This window comes from Caenimonas aquaedulcis (assembly GCF_015831345.1).
Taxonomy (GTDB): domain Bacteria; phylum Pseudomonadota; class Gammaproteobacteria; order Burkholderiales; family Burkholderiaceae_C; genus Ramlibacter; species Ramlibacter aquaedulcis.
In genome coordinates this window covers 3,522,223-3,540,637 of record NZ_JADWYS010000001.1, presented here as the reverse complement: position 1 = coordinate 3,540,637, position 18,415 = coordinate 3,522,223, and the positions used below count along the sequence as shown (strand labels likewise).

26 protein-coding genes and 1 tRNA gene are annotated in these 18,415 nt (G+C 65.8%); 3 read left to right on the top strand and 24 right to left on the bottom strand.

Going from position 1 to position 18,415, the window contains the following annotated elements:
• Positions 1-7: 7 nt before the first annotated feature.
• A complete protein-coding gene (locus tag I5803_RS17065; protein ID WP_196987518.1) occupies positions 8-331 on the top strand; it encodes a hypothetical protein in 324 nt (107 codons plus the stop codon).
• 27 nt (positions 332-358) lie between these two features.
• Here the strand turns inward: I5803_RS17065 and I5803_RS17060 are convergent, their stop codons facing one another.
• The 7 genes from I5803_RS17060 to petA form a co-directional block, all read right to left on the bottom strand.
• Complete coding sequence (locus I5803_RS17060) at positions 359-571, bottom strand: hypothetical protein (protein ID WP_196987517.1); 213 nt, start codon at positions 569-571, stop codon at positions 359-361.
• A gap of 121 nt (positions 572-692) precedes the next feature.
• Positions 693-767 (bottom strand) — tRNA-Thr (locus I5803_RS17055).
• Positions 768-808: 41 nt separating this feature from the next.
• Positions 809-1,324 (bottom strand): ClpXP protease specificity-enhancing factor, encoded by a 516-nt coding sequence (locus I5803_RS17050; RefSeq protein WP_196987516.1) that lies wholly within the window; start codon positions 1,322-1,324, stop codon positions 809-811.
• Positions 1,325-1,350: 26 nt separating this feature from the next.
• Complete coding sequence (locus tag I5803_RS17045; protein ID WP_061500777.1) at positions 1,351-1,962, bottom strand: glutathione S-transferase N-terminal domain-containing protein; 612 nt, start codon at positions 1,960-1,962, stop codon at positions 1,351-1,353.
• A gap of 97 nt (positions 1,963-2,059) precedes the next feature.
• Positions 2,060-2,815, bottom strand: coding sequence for a cytochrome c1 (locus tag I5803_RS17040; protein WP_196987515.1), 756 nt, complete (start codon positions 2,813-2,815; stop codon positions 2,060-2,062).
• Positions 2,816-2,832: 17 nt separating this feature from the next.
• Positions 2,833-4,311 (bottom strand): cytochrome b, encoded by a 1,479-nt coding sequence (locus I5803_RS17035; RefSeq protein ID WP_196987514.1) that lies wholly within the window; start codon positions 4,309-4,311, stop codon positions 2,833-2,835.
• Positions 4,312-4,322: 11 nt separating this feature from the next.
• Positions 4,323-4,925 (bottom strand): ubiquinol-cytochrome c reductase iron-sulfur subunit, encoded by a 603-nt coding sequence (gene petA / locus I5803_RS17030; protein ID WP_196987513.1) that lies wholly within the window; start codon positions 4,923-4,925, stop codon positions 4,323-4,325.
• Between the two features lie 140 nt (positions 4,926-5,065).
• Between petA and mscL the strand changes: the two genes are divergently transcribed.
• Positions 5,066-5,494 carry a large conductance mechanosensitive channel protein MscL gene (gene mscL, locus I5803_RS17025; RefSeq protein ID WP_196987512.1) on the top strand — a complete coding sequence of 143 codons (429 nt, stop codon included), beginning with the start codon at positions 5,066-5,068 and terminating at the stop codon, positions 5,492-5,494.
• Here the strand turns inward: mscL and pdxA are convergent.
• A complete protein-coding gene (gene pdxA, locus I5803_RS17020; protein ID WP_196987511.1) occupies positions 5,491-6,543 on the bottom strand; it encodes a 4-hydroxythreonine-4-phosphate dehydrogenase PdxA in 1,053 nt (350 codons plus the stop codon). The genes mscL and pdxA overlap by 4 nt on opposite strands.
• Positions 6,544-6,684: 141 nt before the next feature.
• Between pdxA and I5803_RS17015 the strand changes: the two genes are divergently transcribed.
• Complete coding sequence (locus I5803_RS17015) at positions 6,685-7,839, top strand: S1C family serine protease (protein ID WP_196987510.1); 1,155 nt, start codon at positions 6,685-6,687, stop codon at positions 7,837-7,839.
• 12 nt (positions 7,840-7,851) lie between these two features.
• Here I5803_RS17015 and tatC read toward each other — a convergent pair whose 3' ends face one another.
• From tatC to I5803_RS16935, 16 genes are all read right to left on the bottom strand, one after another.
• On the bottom strand, positions 7,852-8,634 hold the full coding sequence (tatC, locus tag I5803_RS17010; protein WP_196987509.1) for a twin-arginine translocase subunit TatC: 783 nt from the start codon (positions 8,632-8,634) through the stop codon (positions 7,852-7,854).
• Complete coding sequence (gene tatB / locus I5803_RS17005; protein WP_196987508.1) at positions 8,634-9,101, bottom strand: Sec-independent protein translocase protein TatB; 468 nt, start codon at positions 9,099-9,101, stop codon at positions 8,634-8,636. Before tatB ends, tatC begins: the two co-directional genes overlap by 1 nt.
• A gap of 40 nt (positions 9,102-9,141) precedes the next feature.
• Positions 9,142-9,381: a Sec-independent protein translocase subunit TatA gene (tatA, locus tag I5803_RS17000; protein ID WP_196987507.1), complete on the bottom strand. Its 240-nt coding sequence runs from the start codon at positions 9,379-9,381 to the stop codon at positions 9,142-9,144.
• Positions 9,382-9,448: 67 nt separating this feature from the next.
• A complete protein-coding gene (locus I5803_RS16995; protein ID WP_196987506.1) occupies positions 9,449-9,811 on the bottom strand; it encodes a histidine triad nucleotide-binding protein in 363 nt (120 codons plus the stop codon).
• A gap of 24 nt (positions 9,812-9,835) precedes the next feature.
• The gene (locus tag I5803_RS16990) at positions 9,836-10,192 is read right to left on the bottom strand and encodes a DUF4870 family protein (RefSeq protein ID WP_196987505.1); all 357 of its coding nucleotides are present in this window, start codon (positions 10,190-10,192) and stop codon (positions 9,836-9,838) included.
• A 9-nt stretch (positions 10,193-10,201) separates the two neighbouring features.
• Positions 10,202-10,564 (bottom strand): phosphoribosyl-ATP diphosphatase, encoded by a 363-nt coding sequence (locus I5803_RS16985; protein WP_196987504.1) that lies wholly within the window; start codon positions 10,562-10,564, stop codon positions 10,202-10,204.
• Positions 10,565-10,571: 7 nt separating this feature from the next.
• Complete coding sequence (gene hisI, locus I5803_RS16980) at positions 10,572-10,961, bottom strand: phosphoribosyl-AMP cyclohydrolase (protein ID WP_196987503.1); 390 nt, start codon at positions 10,959-10,961, stop codon at positions 10,572-10,574.
• 32 nt (positions 10,962-10,993) lie between these two features.
• Positions 10,994-11,773, bottom strand: coding sequence for an imidazole glycerol phosphate synthase subunit HisF (gene hisF / locus I5803_RS16975; protein WP_196987502.1), 780 nt, complete (start codon positions 11,771-11,773; stop codon positions 10,994-10,996).
• A gap of 10 nt (positions 11,774-11,783) precedes the next feature.
• Entirely contained in the window at positions 11,784-12,524 is a 741-nt protein-coding gene (gene hisA, locus I5803_RS16970; protein WP_196987501.1) for a 1-(5-phosphoribosyl)-5-[(5-phosphoribosylamino)methylideneamino]imidazole-4-carboxamide isomerase, read from the bottom strand.
• Between the two features lie 42 nt (positions 12,525-12,566).
• Positions 12,567-13,211, bottom strand: coding sequence for an imidazole glycerol phosphate synthase subunit HisH (hisH, locus tag I5803_RS16965; protein ID WP_196987500.1), 645 nt, complete (start codon positions 13,209-13,211; stop codon positions 12,567-12,569).
• A gap of 19 nt (positions 13,212-13,230) precedes the next feature.
• The gene (hisB, locus tag I5803_RS16960; protein ID WP_196987499.1) at positions 13,231-13,827 is read right to left on the bottom strand and encodes an imidazoleglycerol-phosphate dehydratase HisB; all 597 of its coding nucleotides are present in this window, start codon (positions 13,825-13,827) and stop codon (positions 13,231-13,233) included.
• Positions 13,824-14,903, bottom strand: coding sequence for a histidinol-phosphate transaminase (gene hisC, locus I5803_RS16955; RefSeq protein ID WP_196987498.1), 1,080 nt, complete (start codon positions 14,901-14,903; stop codon positions 13,824-13,826). Before hisC ends, hisB begins: the two co-directional genes overlap by 4 nt.
• Positions 14,900-16,219 (bottom strand): histidinol dehydrogenase, encoded by a 1,320-nt coding sequence (hisD, locus tag I5803_RS16950; RefSeq protein ID WP_196987497.1) that lies wholly within the window; start codon positions 16,217-16,219, stop codon positions 14,900-14,902. The genes hisC and hisD overlap by 4 nt, the downstream gene beginning before the upstream one ends.
• A gap of 1 nt (position 16,220) precedes the next feature.
• On the bottom strand, positions 16,221-16,874 hold the full coding sequence (gene hisG / locus I5803_RS16945) for an ATP phosphoribosyltransferase (RefSeq protein ID WP_196987496.1): 654 nt from the start codon (positions 16,872-16,874) through the stop codon (positions 16,221-16,223).
• Between the two features lie 5 nt (positions 16,875-16,879).
• On the bottom strand, positions 16,880-18,145 hold the full coding sequence (gene murA / locus I5803_RS16940) for a UDP-N-acetylglucosamine 1-carboxyvinyltransferase (protein ID WP_196987495.1): 1,266 nt from the start codon (positions 18,143-18,145) through the stop codon (positions 16,880-16,882).
• Between the two features lie 8 nt (positions 18,146-18,153).
• Positions 18,154-18,396, bottom strand: a complete 243-nt coding sequence (locus tag I5803_RS16935) for a BolA family protein (protein WP_196987494.1) — start codon at positions 18,394-18,396, stop codon at positions 18,154-18,156.
• Between the last annotated feature and the right edge of the window lie 19 nt (positions 18,397-18,415).

The following is an 18,415-nucleotide window of genomic DNA, read 5'->3' as shown; positions in this document are numbered from 1 at the left end:
TCCCCTCATGACGACATCTTCCTCGAATCAGCGTCGCCAGCCCATCCAGGTGCTGGCCGCGGCCGAAGCCTCGCCGACGCTGGCGGGGCTTGCGCAACTCGCGCGGGAATCGCGCGAGCGGCTCGAAGCAGTCGAACTATTGATCCCTTCCTCGTTGCGCCGCATCGTCAAGGCCGGCCCGATCGATGGCACCGAGTGGTGCCTCCTGGTCGAGAGCAACGCCGCGGCCGCCAAGCTCCGGCAGGTGCTTCCCGCTCTGGTGGCTCATCTGTGCGGCCGGGGGTGGCAGGTTACCTCAATTCGCCTGAAGGTTCAAACCCCGGGAATTTAAGCGGGGGTGTCAGGCGGGACCGCCGGATCAAGCCGTGGGATCGGTCTTCGGAGCGCGTCCGGCATCCAGCAGGCGGCGCTCGATGGGAACCAGGCTGTCCCCGATATCGCGCAGCGCCTCGTAATAGCGGAAGCGCTGGCGGCGGTCCTTTTCGGCGGCCAGGGCCAACCGGATGGAGTGGCCGCGATGGCGAAGCTCACGGGCCTCCCCGATGAGGACCGCAGCCTGCTCGTCGCTCATCGCGACGGGAGGATGGGGTCGTTCTCCCACCCTGTCGAGCCAGGAGCCGGAGACGGCACAGCCCGCAAGTAGCAGGGCCGGTAGGCAAAGTACGAGTTTCATGAGGCGGCCTTCAAAGGAGTGGTGCCGATTGTCGGATTTGAACTGACGACCTACCGCTTACAAGGCGGTTGCTCTACCCCTGAGCTAAATCGGCGCGATGATTCGAATTCTAGATGCGCAACGCCCGGCGCGGCCTCACTTGACGCGCTTGAGCGCAGGACGCGGACCGGCGGGCGGCCGCGGCGGCTCGTCGTCCTGGCCGCCTTCCGGCGACCCGGGATCGGGCGTCACGAGCTGCACGATCCTCGCTTCGTCCTCCGGATGGCTGCCCGCGGCGGTCACGCTGGTGAGCGGCGAAGCCTTGGCCGGCTCGTCCGCGGTTGCCCCGGGCACCGGCACCGGGAATGCCATGCCCTGTCCGTTTTCGCGCGCATAGATGGCGATCACCCGGCTCACCGGAACCATGATTTCCCGCGCCGTGCCTGCGAAGCGCGCCTTGAACTCGATGAAATCGTTGCCCAGCTTGAGCGAACTCGTCGCGTCGAAGCTGATGTTCAGGACGATCTCGCCGTTCTTCACATACTCGCGGGGCACCTGCACGGTCTCGTCGACGAGCACGGCGACATACGGCGTGAGGCCGTTGTCGGTGCACCAATCGTAGAGGGCCCGGATCAGGTACGGGCGTGTGGACGTGGACTCGAGCGCGTTCATCGGACAGTGGGCTCCTGGCGCAACCCCTATTTGCGCATCACCTTCTCGGAAGGCGTGAGCGCCTCGATGTAGGCCGGGCGCGAGAAGATGCGCTCGGCATACTTGAGCAGCGGGGCCGCGTTCTTGGACAGTTCGATGCCATAGTAATCCAGGCGCCACAGCAGCGGGGCGATGGCCACGTCGAGCATCGAGAAGTTCTCGCCGAGCATGTATTTGTTCTTGAGGAACACCGGCGCGAGCTGCGTCAGGCGGTCGCGGATGTGCGAACGGGCCTTCTCCAGCGCCTTCTCGTTGCTCTTGGCGGCGCGCGATTCCAGCGTACTCACGTGCACGAACAGCTCCTTCTCGAAATTGAGCAGGAACAGGCGAACGCGGGCACGGTCGACCGGGTCGCCGGGCATGAGCTGCGGATGCGGGAAGCGCTCATCGATGTACTCGTTGATGATGTTCGACTCGTACAGGATCAAGTCCCGCTCGACCAGGATGGGGACCTGGCCGTACGGGTTCATGACGTTGATGTCTTCCGGCTTGTTGTAGAGGTCGACGTCGCGGATTTCGAAGTCCATGCCTTTTTCGAAAAGGACGAAACGGCAGCGGTGGGAGAAGGGGCAAGTGGTTCCCGAATACAGCACCATCATGACGGTGACTCCTTAGAAAAAGTGAAAACACGGTCCGGCGGCGCGGGACCGTGTTGTGGGATGAACGCGCGAGCAAGCCCGCGTAAGCGCTTATCCGTTAGTGGACATTCTTCCAGAACGCGGCGTTCAGGCGCCAGGCGATCGCAGTGAACAGGCCCAGGAAGATCAGCACCCAGACCCCGACGCGCACGCGCGAATTCTGGGCGGGCTCGCCCATCCATTGGAGATAGCCCACCAGGTCACCGACGGTCTGGTCGTATTGCAGCGACGTCATCGTGCCGGGCGTGACCTGCTTCCAGCCGGTGAACGACTTGACCTCGTGGCCGTGCTCGGTGCGCGTGTCGAATTGCGGCTCGCGGGTGCCCTGCATCTGCCACAGCACGTGCGGCATGCCGACATTGGGGAACACGAGGTTGTTCCAGCCTGTGGGGCGGCTCGGATCGGGATAGTAGCTGCGCAGGTAGGTATACAGGTAGTCCGCGCCGGTTCCGCCATGGCCGGAGCGCGAGCGCGCGATCAGGGTGAGGTCGGGCGGGTTCGCGCCGAACCATTCCTTCGCCTGCTTCGGGTCGATCGCGGCCTTCATCGTTTCGCCGACCTTGTCGGTCGCGAACAGCATGTTGTCCTTGATCTGCTGGTCGGTGATGCCCAGGTCGTGCAGGCGGTTGTAGCGCATGTACGCGGCGGAATGGCAGCCGAGGCAGTAGTTGACGAAGAGCTTCGCGCCGTTCTGGAGCGACGGCAGGTCGTTCACGTTGTTCGGCGCCTTGTCCCAGGCGATGCCTTCTTCGGACGCCTGCGCGGCCGTTGCGATGCCCAGGGCGGCGATCAGGATGAGGAGGAGTTTTTTCATAGCGTGCGGTCCCCGGCTCAATGCGCCGCGAAGGTGATGCGGTCGGGCGGTGTCTTGAACTCGCCCTTGCGACTCCACCATGGCATCAGCAGGAAGAAACCGAAGTAGAACAGGGTGCCGAGCTGCGAGATGCGCTCGCCGCCCGGCGAAGGAGGCTGCGTTCCCAGGTAGGCCAGCACGATGAAGTTCACGACGAAGATGCCGTACAGCCACTTGTTCCAGGACGGCCGGTAGCGGATCGACTTGACCGGGCTCTTGTCCAGCCAGGGCAGGAAGAACAGGATGATGACGGCGCCGCCCATCACGACCACGCCCCAGAACTTGGCGTCGATGCCGCCGAGCCAGGGCATCGCCCGGGAAATCGAACCGAACGACATGCCCAGCAGGTTCCACGCTGCCGGAAGCAGGCCGAGCATGATCGCCACGGCGATGCCGACCGCCCACAGGACCGCCTTGACGACGACCGGCTTGCCGCGGCTGGCGAAGAACACCGCCACGAGCACGATGAGGGCCAAGGCGCCCGCCATCTCGCTCGTGATCGCGCGAAGCATCGAATAGAACGGCGTGAAGTACCAGACCGGCGCGATGTGCAACGGAGTCTTCAGCGAATCGGCGGGGATGAAGTTGTTGTACTCGAGGAAGTAGCCCCCGAGTTCCGGCGCGAAGAAGATGATCGCGGAGAAGACCATCAGGAACACCCCCACGCCGAAGATGTCGTGCACGGTGTAGTAAGGATGGAAGGGGATGCCGTCGAGCGGCTTGCCGTTCGCATCCTTCGGCGCGTTCGGGCCCTTGATCTCGACGCCGTCGGGGTTGTTCGAGCCGACGTCGTGCAGCGCGAGGATGTGCGCGGCCACGAGGCCGAGCAGCACAAGCGGCACCGCGATCACGTGGAAGCTGAAGAAACGGTTCAACGTCGCGTCGCTCACGACATAGTCGCCGCGGATCAGCAGCGCGAGGTCGGGGCCGACGAAGGGAATCGCGGAGAACAGGTTCACGATCACCTGCGCGCCCCAGTAGGACATCTGTCCCCAGGGCAGCAGGTAGCCCATGAACGCCTCGGCCATGAGCACGAGGAAGATCGCGCAACCGAAAATCCAGACCAGTTCGCGCGGCTTGCGGTAGCTGCCGTAGATCAGGCCGCGGTACATGTGCAGGTACACGACCACGAAGAACGCGGACGCGCCGGTGGAGTGCATGTAGCGGATCAGCCAGCCCCAGGGCACGTCGCGCATGATGTACTCGACCGAGCCGAACGCGAGGGCGGCGTCGGGCTTGTAGTGCATCACGAGGAAGATGCCGGTGACGATCTGGATGACCAGCACCAGCATCGCGAGCGAGCCGAAGAAATACCAGAAGTTGAAGTTCTTCGGCGCGTAGTACTCGGACATGTGGTCCCGGTACATCACGCCCGCCGTCGGGAAGCGGTTGTCGAACCAGTTGCCGAGTTTCGCGACCGCCGAGGCGTTGGGGGAGATTTCCTTGAATTCAGCCATGGTGCACTTCCTCAAGCCTTCGTGTTCTTGTCTTCACCGATGAGCAGCCGGTTGTCGGAGAGGTACATGTGCGGCGGCACTTCCAGGTTGTCGGGTGCAGGCTTGTTCTTGAACACGCGGCCGGCCACGTCGAAGGTGGAGCCGTGGCAAGGACACAGGAAGCCACCCTGCCAGTCTTCCGGCAGCGACGGCTGCGGGCCCGGCTGGAATTTGTCGGAAGGCGAGCAACCCAGGTGGGTGCAGATTCCCACGCCGACCCACAGCTCGGGCTTGATCGAACGGTATTCGTTCTTGGCGTATTCGGGAGTGGGGTAGGTCTTGCGATCCGATTCCGGGTCGGCGACCTGGCTGTCGGTTTTCTTGAGCGATGCCACCTGTTCGGGCGTTCGCTTGAGGATCCACACCGGCTTGCCGCGCCATTCCACCGTCATCTTCTCGCCCGGCTTGAGCGCCGAGATATCGACTTCGACCGCGGCGCCCGCGGCCTTGGCTTTTTCGGAAGGCTGGAAGCTCGAGACAAAGGGCACGGCGACGAAACCGGCGCCCACAGCGCCTGCACAACTGGACGCGATCAGCCACGTCCGTTTGCTTGCGTCCACTGGGGTGTCACTCATGGGGGTCCTCAAAGGAATCGCTGGATTGGGGTCAACCCGCGATTGTAGCTGACCGCTTCCGGCGATTTCAATGAGCAAGCGCACTGGACGGCATGTGCTTTGCCTGCATACTGCGCCCGTCAACAACGAGGAGTACTGGCATGGGGATGCTGAGCGAGTTCAGGGAGTTCGCCGTCAAGGGCAACGTCATCGACCTGGCGGTCGGCGTCATCATCGGGGCGGCTTTCGGCAAGATCGTCGATTCCATCGTCGGCGACGTGATCATGCCCATCGTCGGCGCGATCTTCGGCAAGCTGGACTTCTCCGCCATGTTCATTCCGCTGGGTCCGGTGCCTTCCGGCACGGCGATGACCCTGGATGCGCTGAAGAAGGCGGGCGTGCCGGTCCTCGCCTATGGCAATTTCATCACCGTCGCGGTGAATTTCCTCATCCTCGCATTCATCATCTTCCTCATGGTCAAGCAGATCAACCGGCTCAAGCGGGAGACGCCTGTTGCCGCGCCCGCCGTCACGCCCGAGGACGTGGTCCTGCTGCGCGAAATCCGCGACAGCCTGCGATCCGGCCGCTAGATTCCCGGCGCGCCGCTCATCCGGCGCGCGACCCGGATCGCCTCGACGAGGCTGGCCGCGTCGGCGCGGCCGGTCCCCGCGATGTCGAAAGCCGTTCCATGGTCGGGGCTCGTGCGCACCAGCGGCAGCCCCAGCGTCACGTTCACGCCCTTTTCGACGCCCAGGTACTTCACGGGGATCAGGCCCTGGTCGTGATACATCGCCACGACCACGTCGAACTCACCGGCCCGGCCGTTCGCGGCCCGCGCGCGCATGAACACCGTATCGGGTGCGAAAGGCCCGAGCGCATCGATGCCTTCGCGCCGCGCGGCCGCGATCGCGGGAACGATCGCGTCGATCTCCTCGCGTCCGAAGAGACCGCCCTCCCCCGCATGCGGATTCAGGCCGGCGACTCCGATGCGCGGCGCCCGTCCGAGGCTGCGGCCCAGGGCCTCGTGCGCGATCCGCAAGGTCTGGAGGACATTGGCCTGCGTGACGGCGTCCAGGGCATCGCGCAGGGACACATGGATGCTCACCAGCACAGTGCGCAACTCGTCGTTAGCCAGCATCATGCGCACGGGCAGGTCCCTCGTCTGCACGCCGCGCGCTGCCGCCGCTTCGGCCTGCAGGAGCTCGGTATGGCCTGGAAATGTGACGCCCGCGGCGGCCAATGCTTCCTTGTGCAAGGGGGCGGTGACCATCGCCGCGATCTCCCCGTGCAACGCGGCGCGCGCCGCCCACACCACGCTGTCGGCCGCCGCCCGGCCGGCCACCGCGCTCACCCGGCCGAGAGGAACGGCAGACGCGAGATGCGCTGCTTCCAGCACCGGGATGCAGCGGGGAGGCGCTTGGAGTGCCTCCCCGGGCGAGGCGAGGACGGCCACCGGCAGGTCGACATCCGTGCGAATCATGCCCACCGCGCGGCGCATGGTGCCCACGTCGCCCACGACGAAGCAATCCCGCGTGTCCTGCGGGGAATCCCGGAACGCCTTGGCGACGATCTCCGGTCCGATGCCCGCCGGGTCGCCCATGGTGATGGCGATGGCCTTGCGCTCGTGAGTCACCGTCATGCCGGGGCGCCGCGGCTCTTCGAAGGCCTGCGGGAGTTGCGGGGTGGAAGCATGCCGCGATTGTCATCCAACAGCGCCACGCGCGAGGCGGGACGTCTACACTGGACCCCCGTACTGCCCCCTCACGACCCGCCCCCTTCCATGCGTCGCTTCTGGCTGCTCTTCTCCCAGGCCGTCACCGTTCTGCTCGCGGCCTATTTCGTCGTCGCCGCGCTCAAGCCCGAGTGGCTCGGCCGCGGCGGTCAACTCACCGCCGCGCACGGCGTGACGCTCCTGGAAGCGCCCGCACCGCCGGCGGGTTCGGCGCCCCCGGGCAGCTTCCGCCAGGCGGCGATCAAGGCCTCGGCCGCCGTCGTCAGCATCAATACCAGCAAGGCGCCCGAGCGCCATCCGCAGGCCAACGACCCCTGGTTCCGCTTCTTCTTCGGCGAGCAGGGCAGCGCGCCGCAGGCCGGGCTCGGCAGCGGGGTGATCATCAGCCCGGATGGCTACATCCTCACGAACAACCATGTCGTCGAGGGCGCGGACGAGATCGAGGTCGTGCTCAACGACAGCCGGCGCAGCATCGCGAAAGTGATCGGCACGGACCCTGACACCGACCTCGCCATCCTCAAGGTGGCGCTCGACCGGCTGCCGGTGATCACGCTCGGCAATTCGGATGCCCTCCAGGTGGGCGACCAGGTGCTTGCGATCGGCAATCCCTTCGGCGTGGGGCAGACGGTGACGGGCGGCATCGTGAGCGCGCTGGGCCGCAACCAGCTGGGCATCAACACCTTCGAGAATTTCATCCAGACCGATGCCGCCATCAACCCGGGGAATTCGGGTGGCGCGCTGGTCGACGCCAACGGCCAGCTGATGGGCATCAACACGGCCATCTACTCGCGCTCGGGCGGCAGCATGGGGATCGGCTTCGCCATTCCGGTATCGACGGCGAAGCTGGTGCTGGAAGGCATCGTGAAGGACGGCGTGGTGCGCCGCGGCTGGATCGGCGTCGAGCCGGCCGACCTGTCGCCCGAGCTGATGGAAACCTTCGGTGTGAAGGCCAAGCGCGGCGTGCTGATCACCGGCGTGCTGCAGAACGGGCCCGCCGCGCAGGCCGGCGTGCGCCCCGGCGATGTGATCGTGGCGGTGGCGGGAAAGGACGTGGCGAACGTGTCCGAACTGCTCTCGGGCGTGGCCGCGCTCAAGCCCGGGGAGGCATCGCGTTTCCGCGTGATGCGCCGCGACGACGCGCTGGACCTGAACGTGACGCCGGGGCTTCGGCCGCGGCCGGCGCGCGCCCCGCAGCAGCGTTGAAAGCCCGCGCCGCTAGGACGCGGCCGAAGTTTCTTCCGGCGGCTTGGTGTGCTTGATGAAGATCTGCGCGGCCCAGATGCCCACTTCGTACAGCAGGCACATGGGCACCGCCAGCGCCAGCTGCGACACCACATCGGGCGGCGTGATCACCGCCGCGATCACGAACGCCAGGACGATGAAATAGGCGCGAAACGCCTTGAGCTTCTCGATGCTGACGAAGCCCATGCGCGCGAGCACGATCACCACGATGGGCACTTCGAACGCGAGCCCGAAAGCCAGGAACATGGTGAGCACGAAGCTTAGGTAGGCCTCGATATCCGGCGCGGCCGTGATGCTCTTGGGCGCGAAACTCTGGATGAAGCGGAACACCTGCCCGAAGACGAAGAAATAGCAGAACCCCACGCCGATGAAAAAGAGCACCGTGCTGGAGAACACTAGGGGCAACACGAGCTTCTTCTCGTGCGAATACAGCCCGGGCGCCACGAACGCCCACACCTGGTACAGCACCACCGGCAAGGCGATAAGGAAGGCCGACATCAGCAGGATCTTGAGCGGCACGAGGAACGGGGAGATCACCGAGGTCGCGATCAGCGTCGCGCCCTTGGGCAGGTTGGCCACCAGCGGCGCCGCGAGGATGTCGTACAGCGCACCAGGCCCGGGATAAAGGAACAGCACGGCACCCGCAATGCCGACCGCGATCATCGCCTTGATGAGGCGGTCGCGCAGTTCGACGAGGTGGGCGACGAACGGCTGCTCGGTGCCCGCGAGCTCGTCTTCTGGTTTGGAATCTGACATCAGTTGAATTTTTGCGGGCGATAGCGCGCCACGCGCGCGGCGCCTGACAGCGCCTTGGTACGGATGCCGTTGCGCGCCTTGTACCAGGTGGGCGTCGCGCCCTGCTTGATGCGCCACTTCTTGCGCGGGTGCTTGTATTCGGGGAAGGACGGCGGCTCCGCGAGCGCCGTGTGCGCCTCGGACGCCGTACTGGTCGCCTCGGCCCACTGCTTGTCGAACTCGTTCGCGCCGGAGCGGATGGAACCCTCGACGTCGCGCGCCGCGGTTTCCACCGTGTCCTTCATCTTCTTGAGCTCCTCGAGCTCGATGGACCGGTTCACTTCCGCCTTGACGTCCGACACGTAGCGCTGCGCCTTGCCCAGCAGCGTGCCCACCGTCCGCGCGACGCGCGGCAGCTTTTCCGGGCCGATGACGATCAGCGCCACGGCGCCGATCACCATCATCTTTTCAATGCCGAGATCGATCATGCTGGAGTGGCCGCCAGGGTCCGGCGGCGCTCGGAACGCTTCAAGACCTGTTCTTCGCTTCCACGTCGATCGTGGTCTTGTCGGCCGGCTGCGCCGTCGCGCTCACCTGGCTTTGCGGCGGCACGGGAGTCTCCGGGGTGGAGCCTTCCTTGATGCCGTCCTTGAAACCCTTCACCGCGCCACCGAGGTCGGTGCCGATGTTCTTGAGTTTCTTGGTGCCGAAGATCAGCACGATGATCAGAAGGACGATCAGCCAATGCCAAATGGAAAATGAACCCATGATTACTCCTGTACAGACTTGAGGTCGATTCTAGTCGGGTGGGGGGACGCCCGGTCCCCGCGCTGGCTCAGCCTTTGAGCCAGGGACGCGGCCCGCCGAAGACGTGGATGTGCAGGTGGTGCACTTCCTGGCCGCCATCCGCGCCGGTGTTGCAGACCACACGATACCCACCCTCAGGATAGGGTCGGCAGCCTTCCTTGAGGGCGAGCTGCGGCGCCAGCGTGAGCATGCGGCCGAGCAGCCCGGCGTCGCCGGGCTTCACGTGCGCCAGCGACGGAATGTGGGCCTTGGGGATCATCAGGAAGTGCACGGGCGCCCAGGGATGGATGTCGTGGAACGCGAGGATTTCCTCGTCCTCGTGGACTTTGCGGGAAGGAATCCTGCCTTCGACGATCTTGCAGAAGATGCAGTTGGGGTCGTGTTCGCTCATGGCGCCTGGATCCGGGAGCCGGCCTCAGTAAGGCGGGCGGTTGTTGGAAAAGCGCAGCCAGCCGCGCAGGCAGCGGTACAGGTACCACAAGCCGATGATGGTGTACGCGACCACGCCGGGCAGGACGAAGAAAAGCCACAGCGGCGAAGTCACCACGAGCCACAGCACGGTCCACCAGAAGGTGGCGATCATGTAGCTATGGTGGCTCGCGTAGACGGCGTCGTGTTCGTCCGAGCGCTTGACGTAGTTCAGCACGAGCGCGATCACCGCCAGCGTGCCCATGCTCGCCCACGCCACTGTGTGCAACCCGTACAGGATATGCATCAGCGTGCGGTCGCCTTCGCTCTTGGGCTCGAAAGCCGCGTAGTCAGTCTCGGGCATGGTGCTCCTTCATTCGCTGTCGCGCTGCTGCGCCTTGCGCAATGCCTTTTCCTCGATGCCGCTGGTTCCGGCGCGGCGCTCGAGTTCGTCGATCACGTCGCCCGGCTGCAGGCCGTAGTGTGCCAAGGCAATCATGCTGTGGAACCACAGGTCGGCCATCTCGGCCACGATTTTCTTCGGGTCCCCGCCATGGTCGGCATCCTTGGCGGCCATCACGACTTCGCAGGCCTCCTCGCCGATCTTCTTGAGGAAGGCGTCGGGACCGCGCTCGAGCAGGCGCGCCACGTAACTCGTGTCGGCGCTGCCGCCATTGGACGCCTTGCGGCTTTCGATCACGGCGGCCAGGCGTGCCAGGGAGTCATTGGAAGTCATTCGGCCCTTATTTATAGATGGACGCCGGGTCTTTCAAGACCGGCTCGACCGATTGCCAGGCACCGTCCTTCCAGAGCTGGAAGAAGCAGCTGTGGCGGCCGGTGTGGCAGGCGATCGAGGGATGATGCCCAAGCTGGGTCACTTTCAGCAGCAGGACGTCGTTGTCGCAATCCATGCGGATTTCGTGGACCTGCTGCACGTGGCCCGATTCCTCGCCCTTGTGCCACAGCCTGCCCCGCGAGCGGCTGAAATACACCGCGCGGCCGAGTTCGGCCGTCTTCTGCAATGCTTCACGATTCATCCAGGCAAACATCAGGACGTCGTTGCTGCCGACTTCCTGCGCGATGACGGGGATGAGGCCCTGCGGGTCCCAGGCGACTTGGTCGAGCCAGTTCATGGCGGTATTGTCCGGCATCCGCCGCCGGCGGATCAAAGCCGGACGGGAATTCCGCGTTCCGACATCCGGGCCTTGGCCTGTCCCACGGTGAATTCGCCGTAGTGGAAGATGCTCGCGGCGAGCACGGCATCCGCCCCGCCCTTCTGGATGCCGTCGGCCAGGTGGTCCAGGGTGCCGACGCCGCCGGAAGCAATCACGGGCACGGACACCGCGTCGCTGACGGCGCGGGTGAGCTCCAGGTCGAAACCGGATTTCGTCCCGTCGCGGTCCATGCTGGTGAGCAAGATCTCACCCGCCCCGCGCCGGGTCATCTCCACCGCCCACTGGACAGCGTCGAGGCCCGTGTTCTTTCGTCCGCCATGGCTGTAGACGTCCCAGCCCGGCCCCCGGGCCGCGGCATCCTCGCCGCCGCGCCGCTTGGCGTCGATCGCGACGACGATGCACTGCGCGCCGTACTTCGCCGACGCGGCGGTGATCACGTCGGGATTGGCGATCGCCGCGGAATTGAAACTGGTCTTGTCCGCGCCCGCATTGAGCAGCCGCCGCACGTCTTCCACCGTGCGCACGCCGCCGCCCACCGTGAGGGGGATGAACACCTGGGATGCAACCGCCTCGATGATGGGCAGGATCAGGTCACGGGCGTCGCTGGTCGCCGTGATGTCCAGGAAAGTGAGTTCGTCGGCGCCCTGCTCGTTGTAGCGCGCGGCGATCTCCACCGGGTCCCCGGCGTCTCGCAACTCGACGAAGTTCACGCCCTTGACGACGCGGCCGCCCGTGACGTCCAGGCAGGGAATGATGCGTTTGGCGAGCACGGGGAGCCGCTCAGGCGCCGAGTTCGTCGGCTTTGGCCTGTGCCGCCACGAAATCGAGGTCGCCGGAATACACGGCACGCCCGCAGATCACGCCCTCGATGCCCTCGGCTTCCACTTCACAGAGCTTTTCGATGTCGGCCATGTTGGACAGGCCGCCCGAAGCGATCACCGGGATGTGCAGCGCCTGCGCAAGCTTGACGGTGGCGTCGATGTTGATGCCGGTGAGCATGCCGTCGCGGCCGATGTCGGTATAGACGATCGATTCGACGCCCCAGTCCTCGAACTTGCGCGCGAGGTCGATGACTTCATGGCCGGTCAGCTTGCTCCAGCCGTCGGTGGCCACCTTGCCGTCCTTGGCGTCGAGGCCGACGATGATGTGGCCGCCGAACGCGGTGCATGCGTCCTTCAGGAAGCCCGGGTTCTTGACGGCTGCCGTGCCGATGATGACGTAGCGCAACCCGCCATCGATGTACTTTTCGATCGTGTCCAGGTCCCGGATGCCGCCGCCCAGTTGCACCGGGATGTCATTGCCGACCGCCTTGAGGATGGACCGGATGGCCGTGAAATTCTGCGGTTTGCCTGCGAAAGCGCCGTTCAGGTCGACCAGGTGCAGCCGTCGCGCGCCCTTGTCGAGCCAGGACTTCGCCATGGCGGCAGGGTCCTCGCTGAAGGTGGTGGACTGGTCCATGTCGCCTTGCTTGAGGCGTACGCAGTGGCCGTCTTTCAGGTCAATGGCGGGAATGAGAAGCATAGGGGCAAAGGAAGGTGCGGCCCCGGGGTGGCCAGGCCCCGGTCAGGGTGTCCATTGCAGGAAGTTGCGGTAAAGGGCCAGGCCTTGGTCTGAACTTTTCTCGGGGTGGAACTGCGTCGCAAAAATATTATCGCGTGCAACGGCGGCGGTAAAGCGTGAGCCGTAGTCCGCCTCGCCCACGCTGTGGCGCGCATCTGACGGCCGCGCGTAAAAACTGTGCACGAAATAGAAGTGGCTGCCGTCCGCCACGCCCCGCCAGAGCGGGTGCGGCTGCGACTGGAACACCTGGTTCCAGCCCATCTGGGGTACCTTGAAACGGCTGCCATCGGGCTGCAGCCGGCCCTCCAGCTGGAAGCGGACGACCTCGCCGTGGATCAGGCCGAGCCCGTCCGTCGGTCCTTCGTCGCTGCGATCGAGCAGCATCTGCATGCCCACGCAGACGCCGAACAAGGGTTTGCCCGCAGCCGCTTCCAGCACCGATTCCTGCAGGCCGGAATCGCGCAGCTCCCGCATGCAGTCGGGCATGGCGCCCTGCCCGGGCAGCACGACCCGCTCGGCGGCGCGCACCTCCTCCGGACGGGAGGTCACGACCACATCGATCCCGCTGCCGCGCGCCACGTGCATCACCGCCTGCGCCACGGAGCGCAGGTTGCCCATTCCATAGTCGACGACGGCAACGGTTCTCATCGCGATGTCGCGCCAGCGGTCAGAGCGAACCCTTGGTCGAAGGAACGACGCCGGCCGCCCGCGGATCGAGTTCCACCGCGGCGCGCAGGGCACGGGCGAAAGCCTTGAACACCGTCTCGCACTGGTGGTGCGCGTTCTCGCCGCGCAGGTTGTCGATGTGCAGCGTCACGAAGGCGTGGTTGCAGAAACCCTGGAAAAACTCGTGCGCCAGCTGGCTGTCGAAGGTGCCGATCATCCCGCTCTTGAACGGCACGTTCATCACCAGGCCCGGGCGTCCGGAAAAATCGATGACCACGCGCGACAGCGCTTCGTCCAGCGGCACGTAGGCATGGCCGTAGCGCCGGATCCCCTTCTTGTCGCCGATGGCCTGGTGCACCGCCTGCCCGAAGGTGATGCCGACGTCCTCCACCGTGTGGTGGCCGTCGATGTGCAGATCGCCAAGGGCCTGGATGTCCAGGTCGATGAGGCCATGGCGGGCGATCTGGTCGAGCATGTGGTCGAAGAAGCCGATGCCGGTGGCGAGCTTGGCCTGGCCGCTGCCGTCCAGGTTGACGCGGACCGTGATCTTCGTCTCGGCGGTATTGCGGGCGACTTCGGCCGTGCGGGAATGGGTCATAGGGAGGCTTCGAGGGCCGACAGCATCCGCGTGTTCTCGTCGGCGGTCCCGACGGTCAGGCGCAGGCAGTTGGCCAGCAATGGGTGCATTTTAGAAACGTTCTTGACGAGGACGCCACGGGATTTCATGCCGTCGAACGCCTTTTGCGCATCGGGCACCCGCACGAGGATCATGTTGGCATCGCTGGGCCACGCCTTCACGCCGGGCATGGCACGCAGCGCGCGCTGCAGCACTTCGCGCTGCTCGCGCAGTTCCCTGGCCTGCGCGTCGAACACGTCGGCGTGCTCGAGCGCGAACAGGGCGGCTTCCGCGTTCAGCACGCTGATGTTGTAGGGGGGCCGCACCTTGTCGACCTGCTCGACCACCGCCTTCGGTCCGATCAGGTAGCCGATGCGCACGCCCGCCAGCCCGAACTTGCTCATCGTGCGCATCAGCAGCACATGGCCGTGCTTAGCGACGCGGTCGATGTAGCTGCGGCTCGCGAACGGCTGGTAAGCCTCGTCGATCACCACCAGCCCGGGAGCGGCCTCGACGATCTTCTCGATCACCGCGTCGTCCCACAGGTTGGCGGTCGGGTTGTTCGGGTAGGCGATGTAGATGATCGTCGGCCGGTGCGCGGCGATGGCGCCCAGCATCGCCGCTTCGTCGAGTTCGAAATCCGCCGTGAGCGGCACGCCGACGAACTTCAGCCCCTGGAGCTGCGCACTCATGCCGTACATGACGAATCCAGGCAACGGCGCGAGGATGCACGCGCCCGGCACGTCGCAGGCCATGGCGATGAGCGAGATCAACTCATCCGACCCGTTGCCCAGCACGATGTCGAAGCCTTCCGGCATGCGCGCATGCTTCGCGAGCGCTGCGCGAAGGTCGTTGATGCCATCGGCCGGATAGCGGTTGAGCGCGAGCGCGCCCAGGCGCGCGCCGAGTTGTGCCTGCAGCGACGCCGGCAAGCGGTGCGGATTCTCCATCGCGTCGAGCTTGATCAGGCCGGCGGAAGGCTGGATTGCGTAGGCATGCATCGACTGCACGTCCTCGCGGAACACACCTGCAAGTGGCATCGGGTCGCGGGAGCTCATGGCCTGATCCTCATTTCGGCGGCGCGCGCGTGCGCCTGCAATCCTTCGCCATACGCGAGTTCGGCGGCGATCGCTCCGAGCGTGCGCGCGCCCGCCTCGCTCACCTCGATCAGGCTGCTGCGCTTCTGGAAATCGTAAACGCCCAGCGGGCTGGAAAAGCGCGACGTGCCGCTGGTGGGCAGCACGTGGTTCGGCCCGGCGCAATAGTCGCCCAGCGATTCGCTGGTGAATTCGCCCAGGAAGATCGCGCCCGCGTGGCGCAGCAGGGGCTCCCACCGATGCGGATCGCGGCTGGCGATCTCCAGGTGTTCCGGCGCGATGCGGTTGCTGATCTCGCAGGCCTCCTCCATGCTGCGCGTGTGGATGAGCGCGCCGCGGCCGTTCAGTGACTTGGCAATGATCTCCGCGCGCGGCATCGCGGGCAGCAGCCGGTCGATCTCCGCCTGGACCTTCGCGATGTAATCCATGTCCGGGCACAGCAGGATGCTTTGCGCGAGCTCGTCGTGCTCCGCCTGGCTGAAGAGGTCCATCGCGACCCAGTCGGCAGGCGTGGTGCCGTCGGCGAGCACGAGGATTTCGCTCGGGCCCGCGATCATGTCGATGCCGACCTGGCCGAACACGCGGCGCTTCGCGCTCGCGACATATGCATTGCCCGGGCCGGTGATCTTGTCGACGCGGGGAATGGTCTGCGTCCCGTGGGCCAATGCCGCGACAGCCTGTGCACCACCGACGGTGAACGCGCGGGACACGCCGGCGATGTAGGCCGCAGCGAGGACCAATGCATTTTTTTCGCCCCGCGGCGTGGGCACGACCATGATGATCTCGCCCACACCCGCCACGTGGGCCGGGATCGCATTCATCAGCACCGACGAGGGATAAGCCGCCTTGCCGCCCGGCACGTAGATGCCCACGCGATCGAGCGGCGTCACCTTCTGGCCGAGAAGCGTTCCGTCGGAGTCGCGGTAACTCCAGCTCTCGCCGCAGGCCTTCTTCTGGGCTTCGTGGTATGCGCGAACGCGGATCGCGGCGGACGTCAGGGCCTCGCGCTGCTTGGGAGGCAGGCCTTCGTAGGCAGCCTTCATTTCGGCCTGCTGCAACTCCAATGCGGCAACCGATGTGGCCCCGAGGGCGTCGAAACGGTTCGTGTAATCGAGGACAGCAGCGTCCCCCCGCTCGCGCACGTCGGCGATGATTTCCGACACGCGGACTTCGACTTCGGCATCCGTGTCGGCGGACCACTGCAGCCGGGCCCGGAACGCGGCGTCGAAGCCCGCCTCCGCGGTGGACAGTCGCAAGGGTTCGGCGCGAAATTCCATCTCAGTCTCTGGCGATGGCGCCGGCGAACGCATCGATGACGTTGCGGATCGGCGCCTGTTTCAGTTTGAGCGCGGCCTGGTTCACCACCAGGCGCGAGCTGATGTCCATGATCCGCTCGACTTCCACCAGGTGGTTGGCCTTGAGCGTGCTGCCGGTGGACACGAGGTCGACGATGGCATCCGCGAGACCGGTGAGCGGCGCGAGTTCCATGCTGCCGTACAGCTTGATCATGTCCACGTGGACACCCTTGGCCGCGAAGAATTCGCGGGCGATGTTCACGTACTTGGTTGCGACCTTCAGGCGCGAGCCCTGGCGCACGGCGGAGGCGTAATCGAAGTCAGAACGCACGGCGACACTCACGCGGCACTTGGCGATGCGCAGGTCCAGCGGCTGGTACAGGCCGCCTCCGCCCCAATCCGCGTTGTGTTCGATGAGCGTGTCCAGGCCGGTCACGCCGAGGTCGGCGCCGCCGTACTGCACGTAAGTCGGAACGTCGCTGGCGCGCACGATCACGACACGCACGTCCGGCCGGCTCGTCGCGAGGATCAGCTTGCGCGAACGCTCCGGGTCTTCGAGCACCTCGATGCCCGCGGCCTTCAGGAGCGGCAGCGTCTCGTCGAAGATGCGCCCCTTGGACAGCGCGAGGGTCAGCATGGCCGTCATTTGATCCGCTCGATGTCGGCGCCGATGGCGCGCAGCTTCGCTTCCATCTGGTCGTAGCCGCGGTCGAGGTGGTAGATGCGGTCCACGATCGTCTCGCCTTCGGCCACGAGGCCGGCGATCACGAGGCTCGCGGAGGCGCGCAGGTCGGTGGCCATCACCATGGCGCCGGAGAGCTTCTCGACGCCTTCGATGACGGCGAACTTGCCGTCCACCTGGATCTTCGCGCCGAGCCGCACCATCTCGTTGACGTGCATGAAGCGGTTTTCGAAGATGGTTTCTGTCACCTTCGACGGCCCGTCGGCGATCACGTTCAGGGCCATGAACTGCGCCTGCATGTCGGTCGGAAAGCCCGGGTATTCGGTGGTGCGGAAGCTCTGCGCGATCAGGCGGCCCTGCGAATGCAGGTGGATGCCGTCTTCCACGGCGGCCACGCTGGCGCCCGCGTCGCGCAGCTTGTCGATGACGGCTTCGAGATGATCGGCGCGCCCGTGCCGCAGCACGACGTCGCCGCCCGTCGCGGCGACGGCGCACAGGAAGGTGCCCGCCTCGATGCGGTCCGCGACCACCTGGTGCGTGCAGCCGGACAGCTTTTCCACGCCCTGGATCACGATGCGCCCGGTGCCGTGTCCCTCGATGCGCGCGCCCATCTTGATCAGCATCTCGGCGAGGTCGGTGATCTCCGGCTCCTGCGCGGCGTTTTCGAGCACCGTCTCGCCTTCCGCAAGCGCGGCGGCCATCAGGAAGTTCTCGGTGCCCGTCACCGTCACCATGTCGGTGCGGATGCTCGCCCCCTTCAGGCGCGTGCGGCCCTTGGGCAGCTTCGCGATCATGTAGCCGTGCTCGACCACGATCTCCGCGCCCATCGCCTGCATGCCCTTGATGTGCTGGTCCACCGGACGCGAGCCAATCGCGCAGCCGCCGGGCAGGGACACCGTGGCTTCGCCGAACCGCGCGGTCAGCGGGCCCAGCGCGAGCACGGAGGCGCGCATGGTCTTCACCAGCTCGTAGGGCGCTTCGGGCGAGCTCAGGCGGCTGGAATCGATGGTGACCGTACCCTGGCTGTCGCGCTCGATCACCACGCCCATGTTGCGCAGCAGGGTGAGCATGGTGCTCACGTCCTGCAGGCGCGGCACGTTGTGGAGTACCACGGGCTGGTCGGTGAGCAGCGCGGCGCACAGCTCGGGCAATGCGGCGTTCTTGGCCCCGGATATCCGGACCTCGCCGTGGAGCTGGCGCCCCCCGCGAATCAAAAGCTTGTCCATGACGGATTTCAGTGTGGTTGGGCCGCCCACTCGGTGGGCGTTAAGGTCTTCATCGAGAGCGCATGTACCTCGTCGGTATGCATTCTCGCACCCAGCGTGGCGTAGACGCGCTGGTGCCGCTGGATCAGGCGCTTGCCCTCGAATTCGCGCGACACGACGACGGCTTCCCAATGGCGGCCGTCGCCGGCCACCTGCAGGTGGTCGCAGGGCAGCCCGGCGGCAATCAGGGATTGGAGTTCGTCGGCGGTCATGTCGTCAAAAGCGCTATTT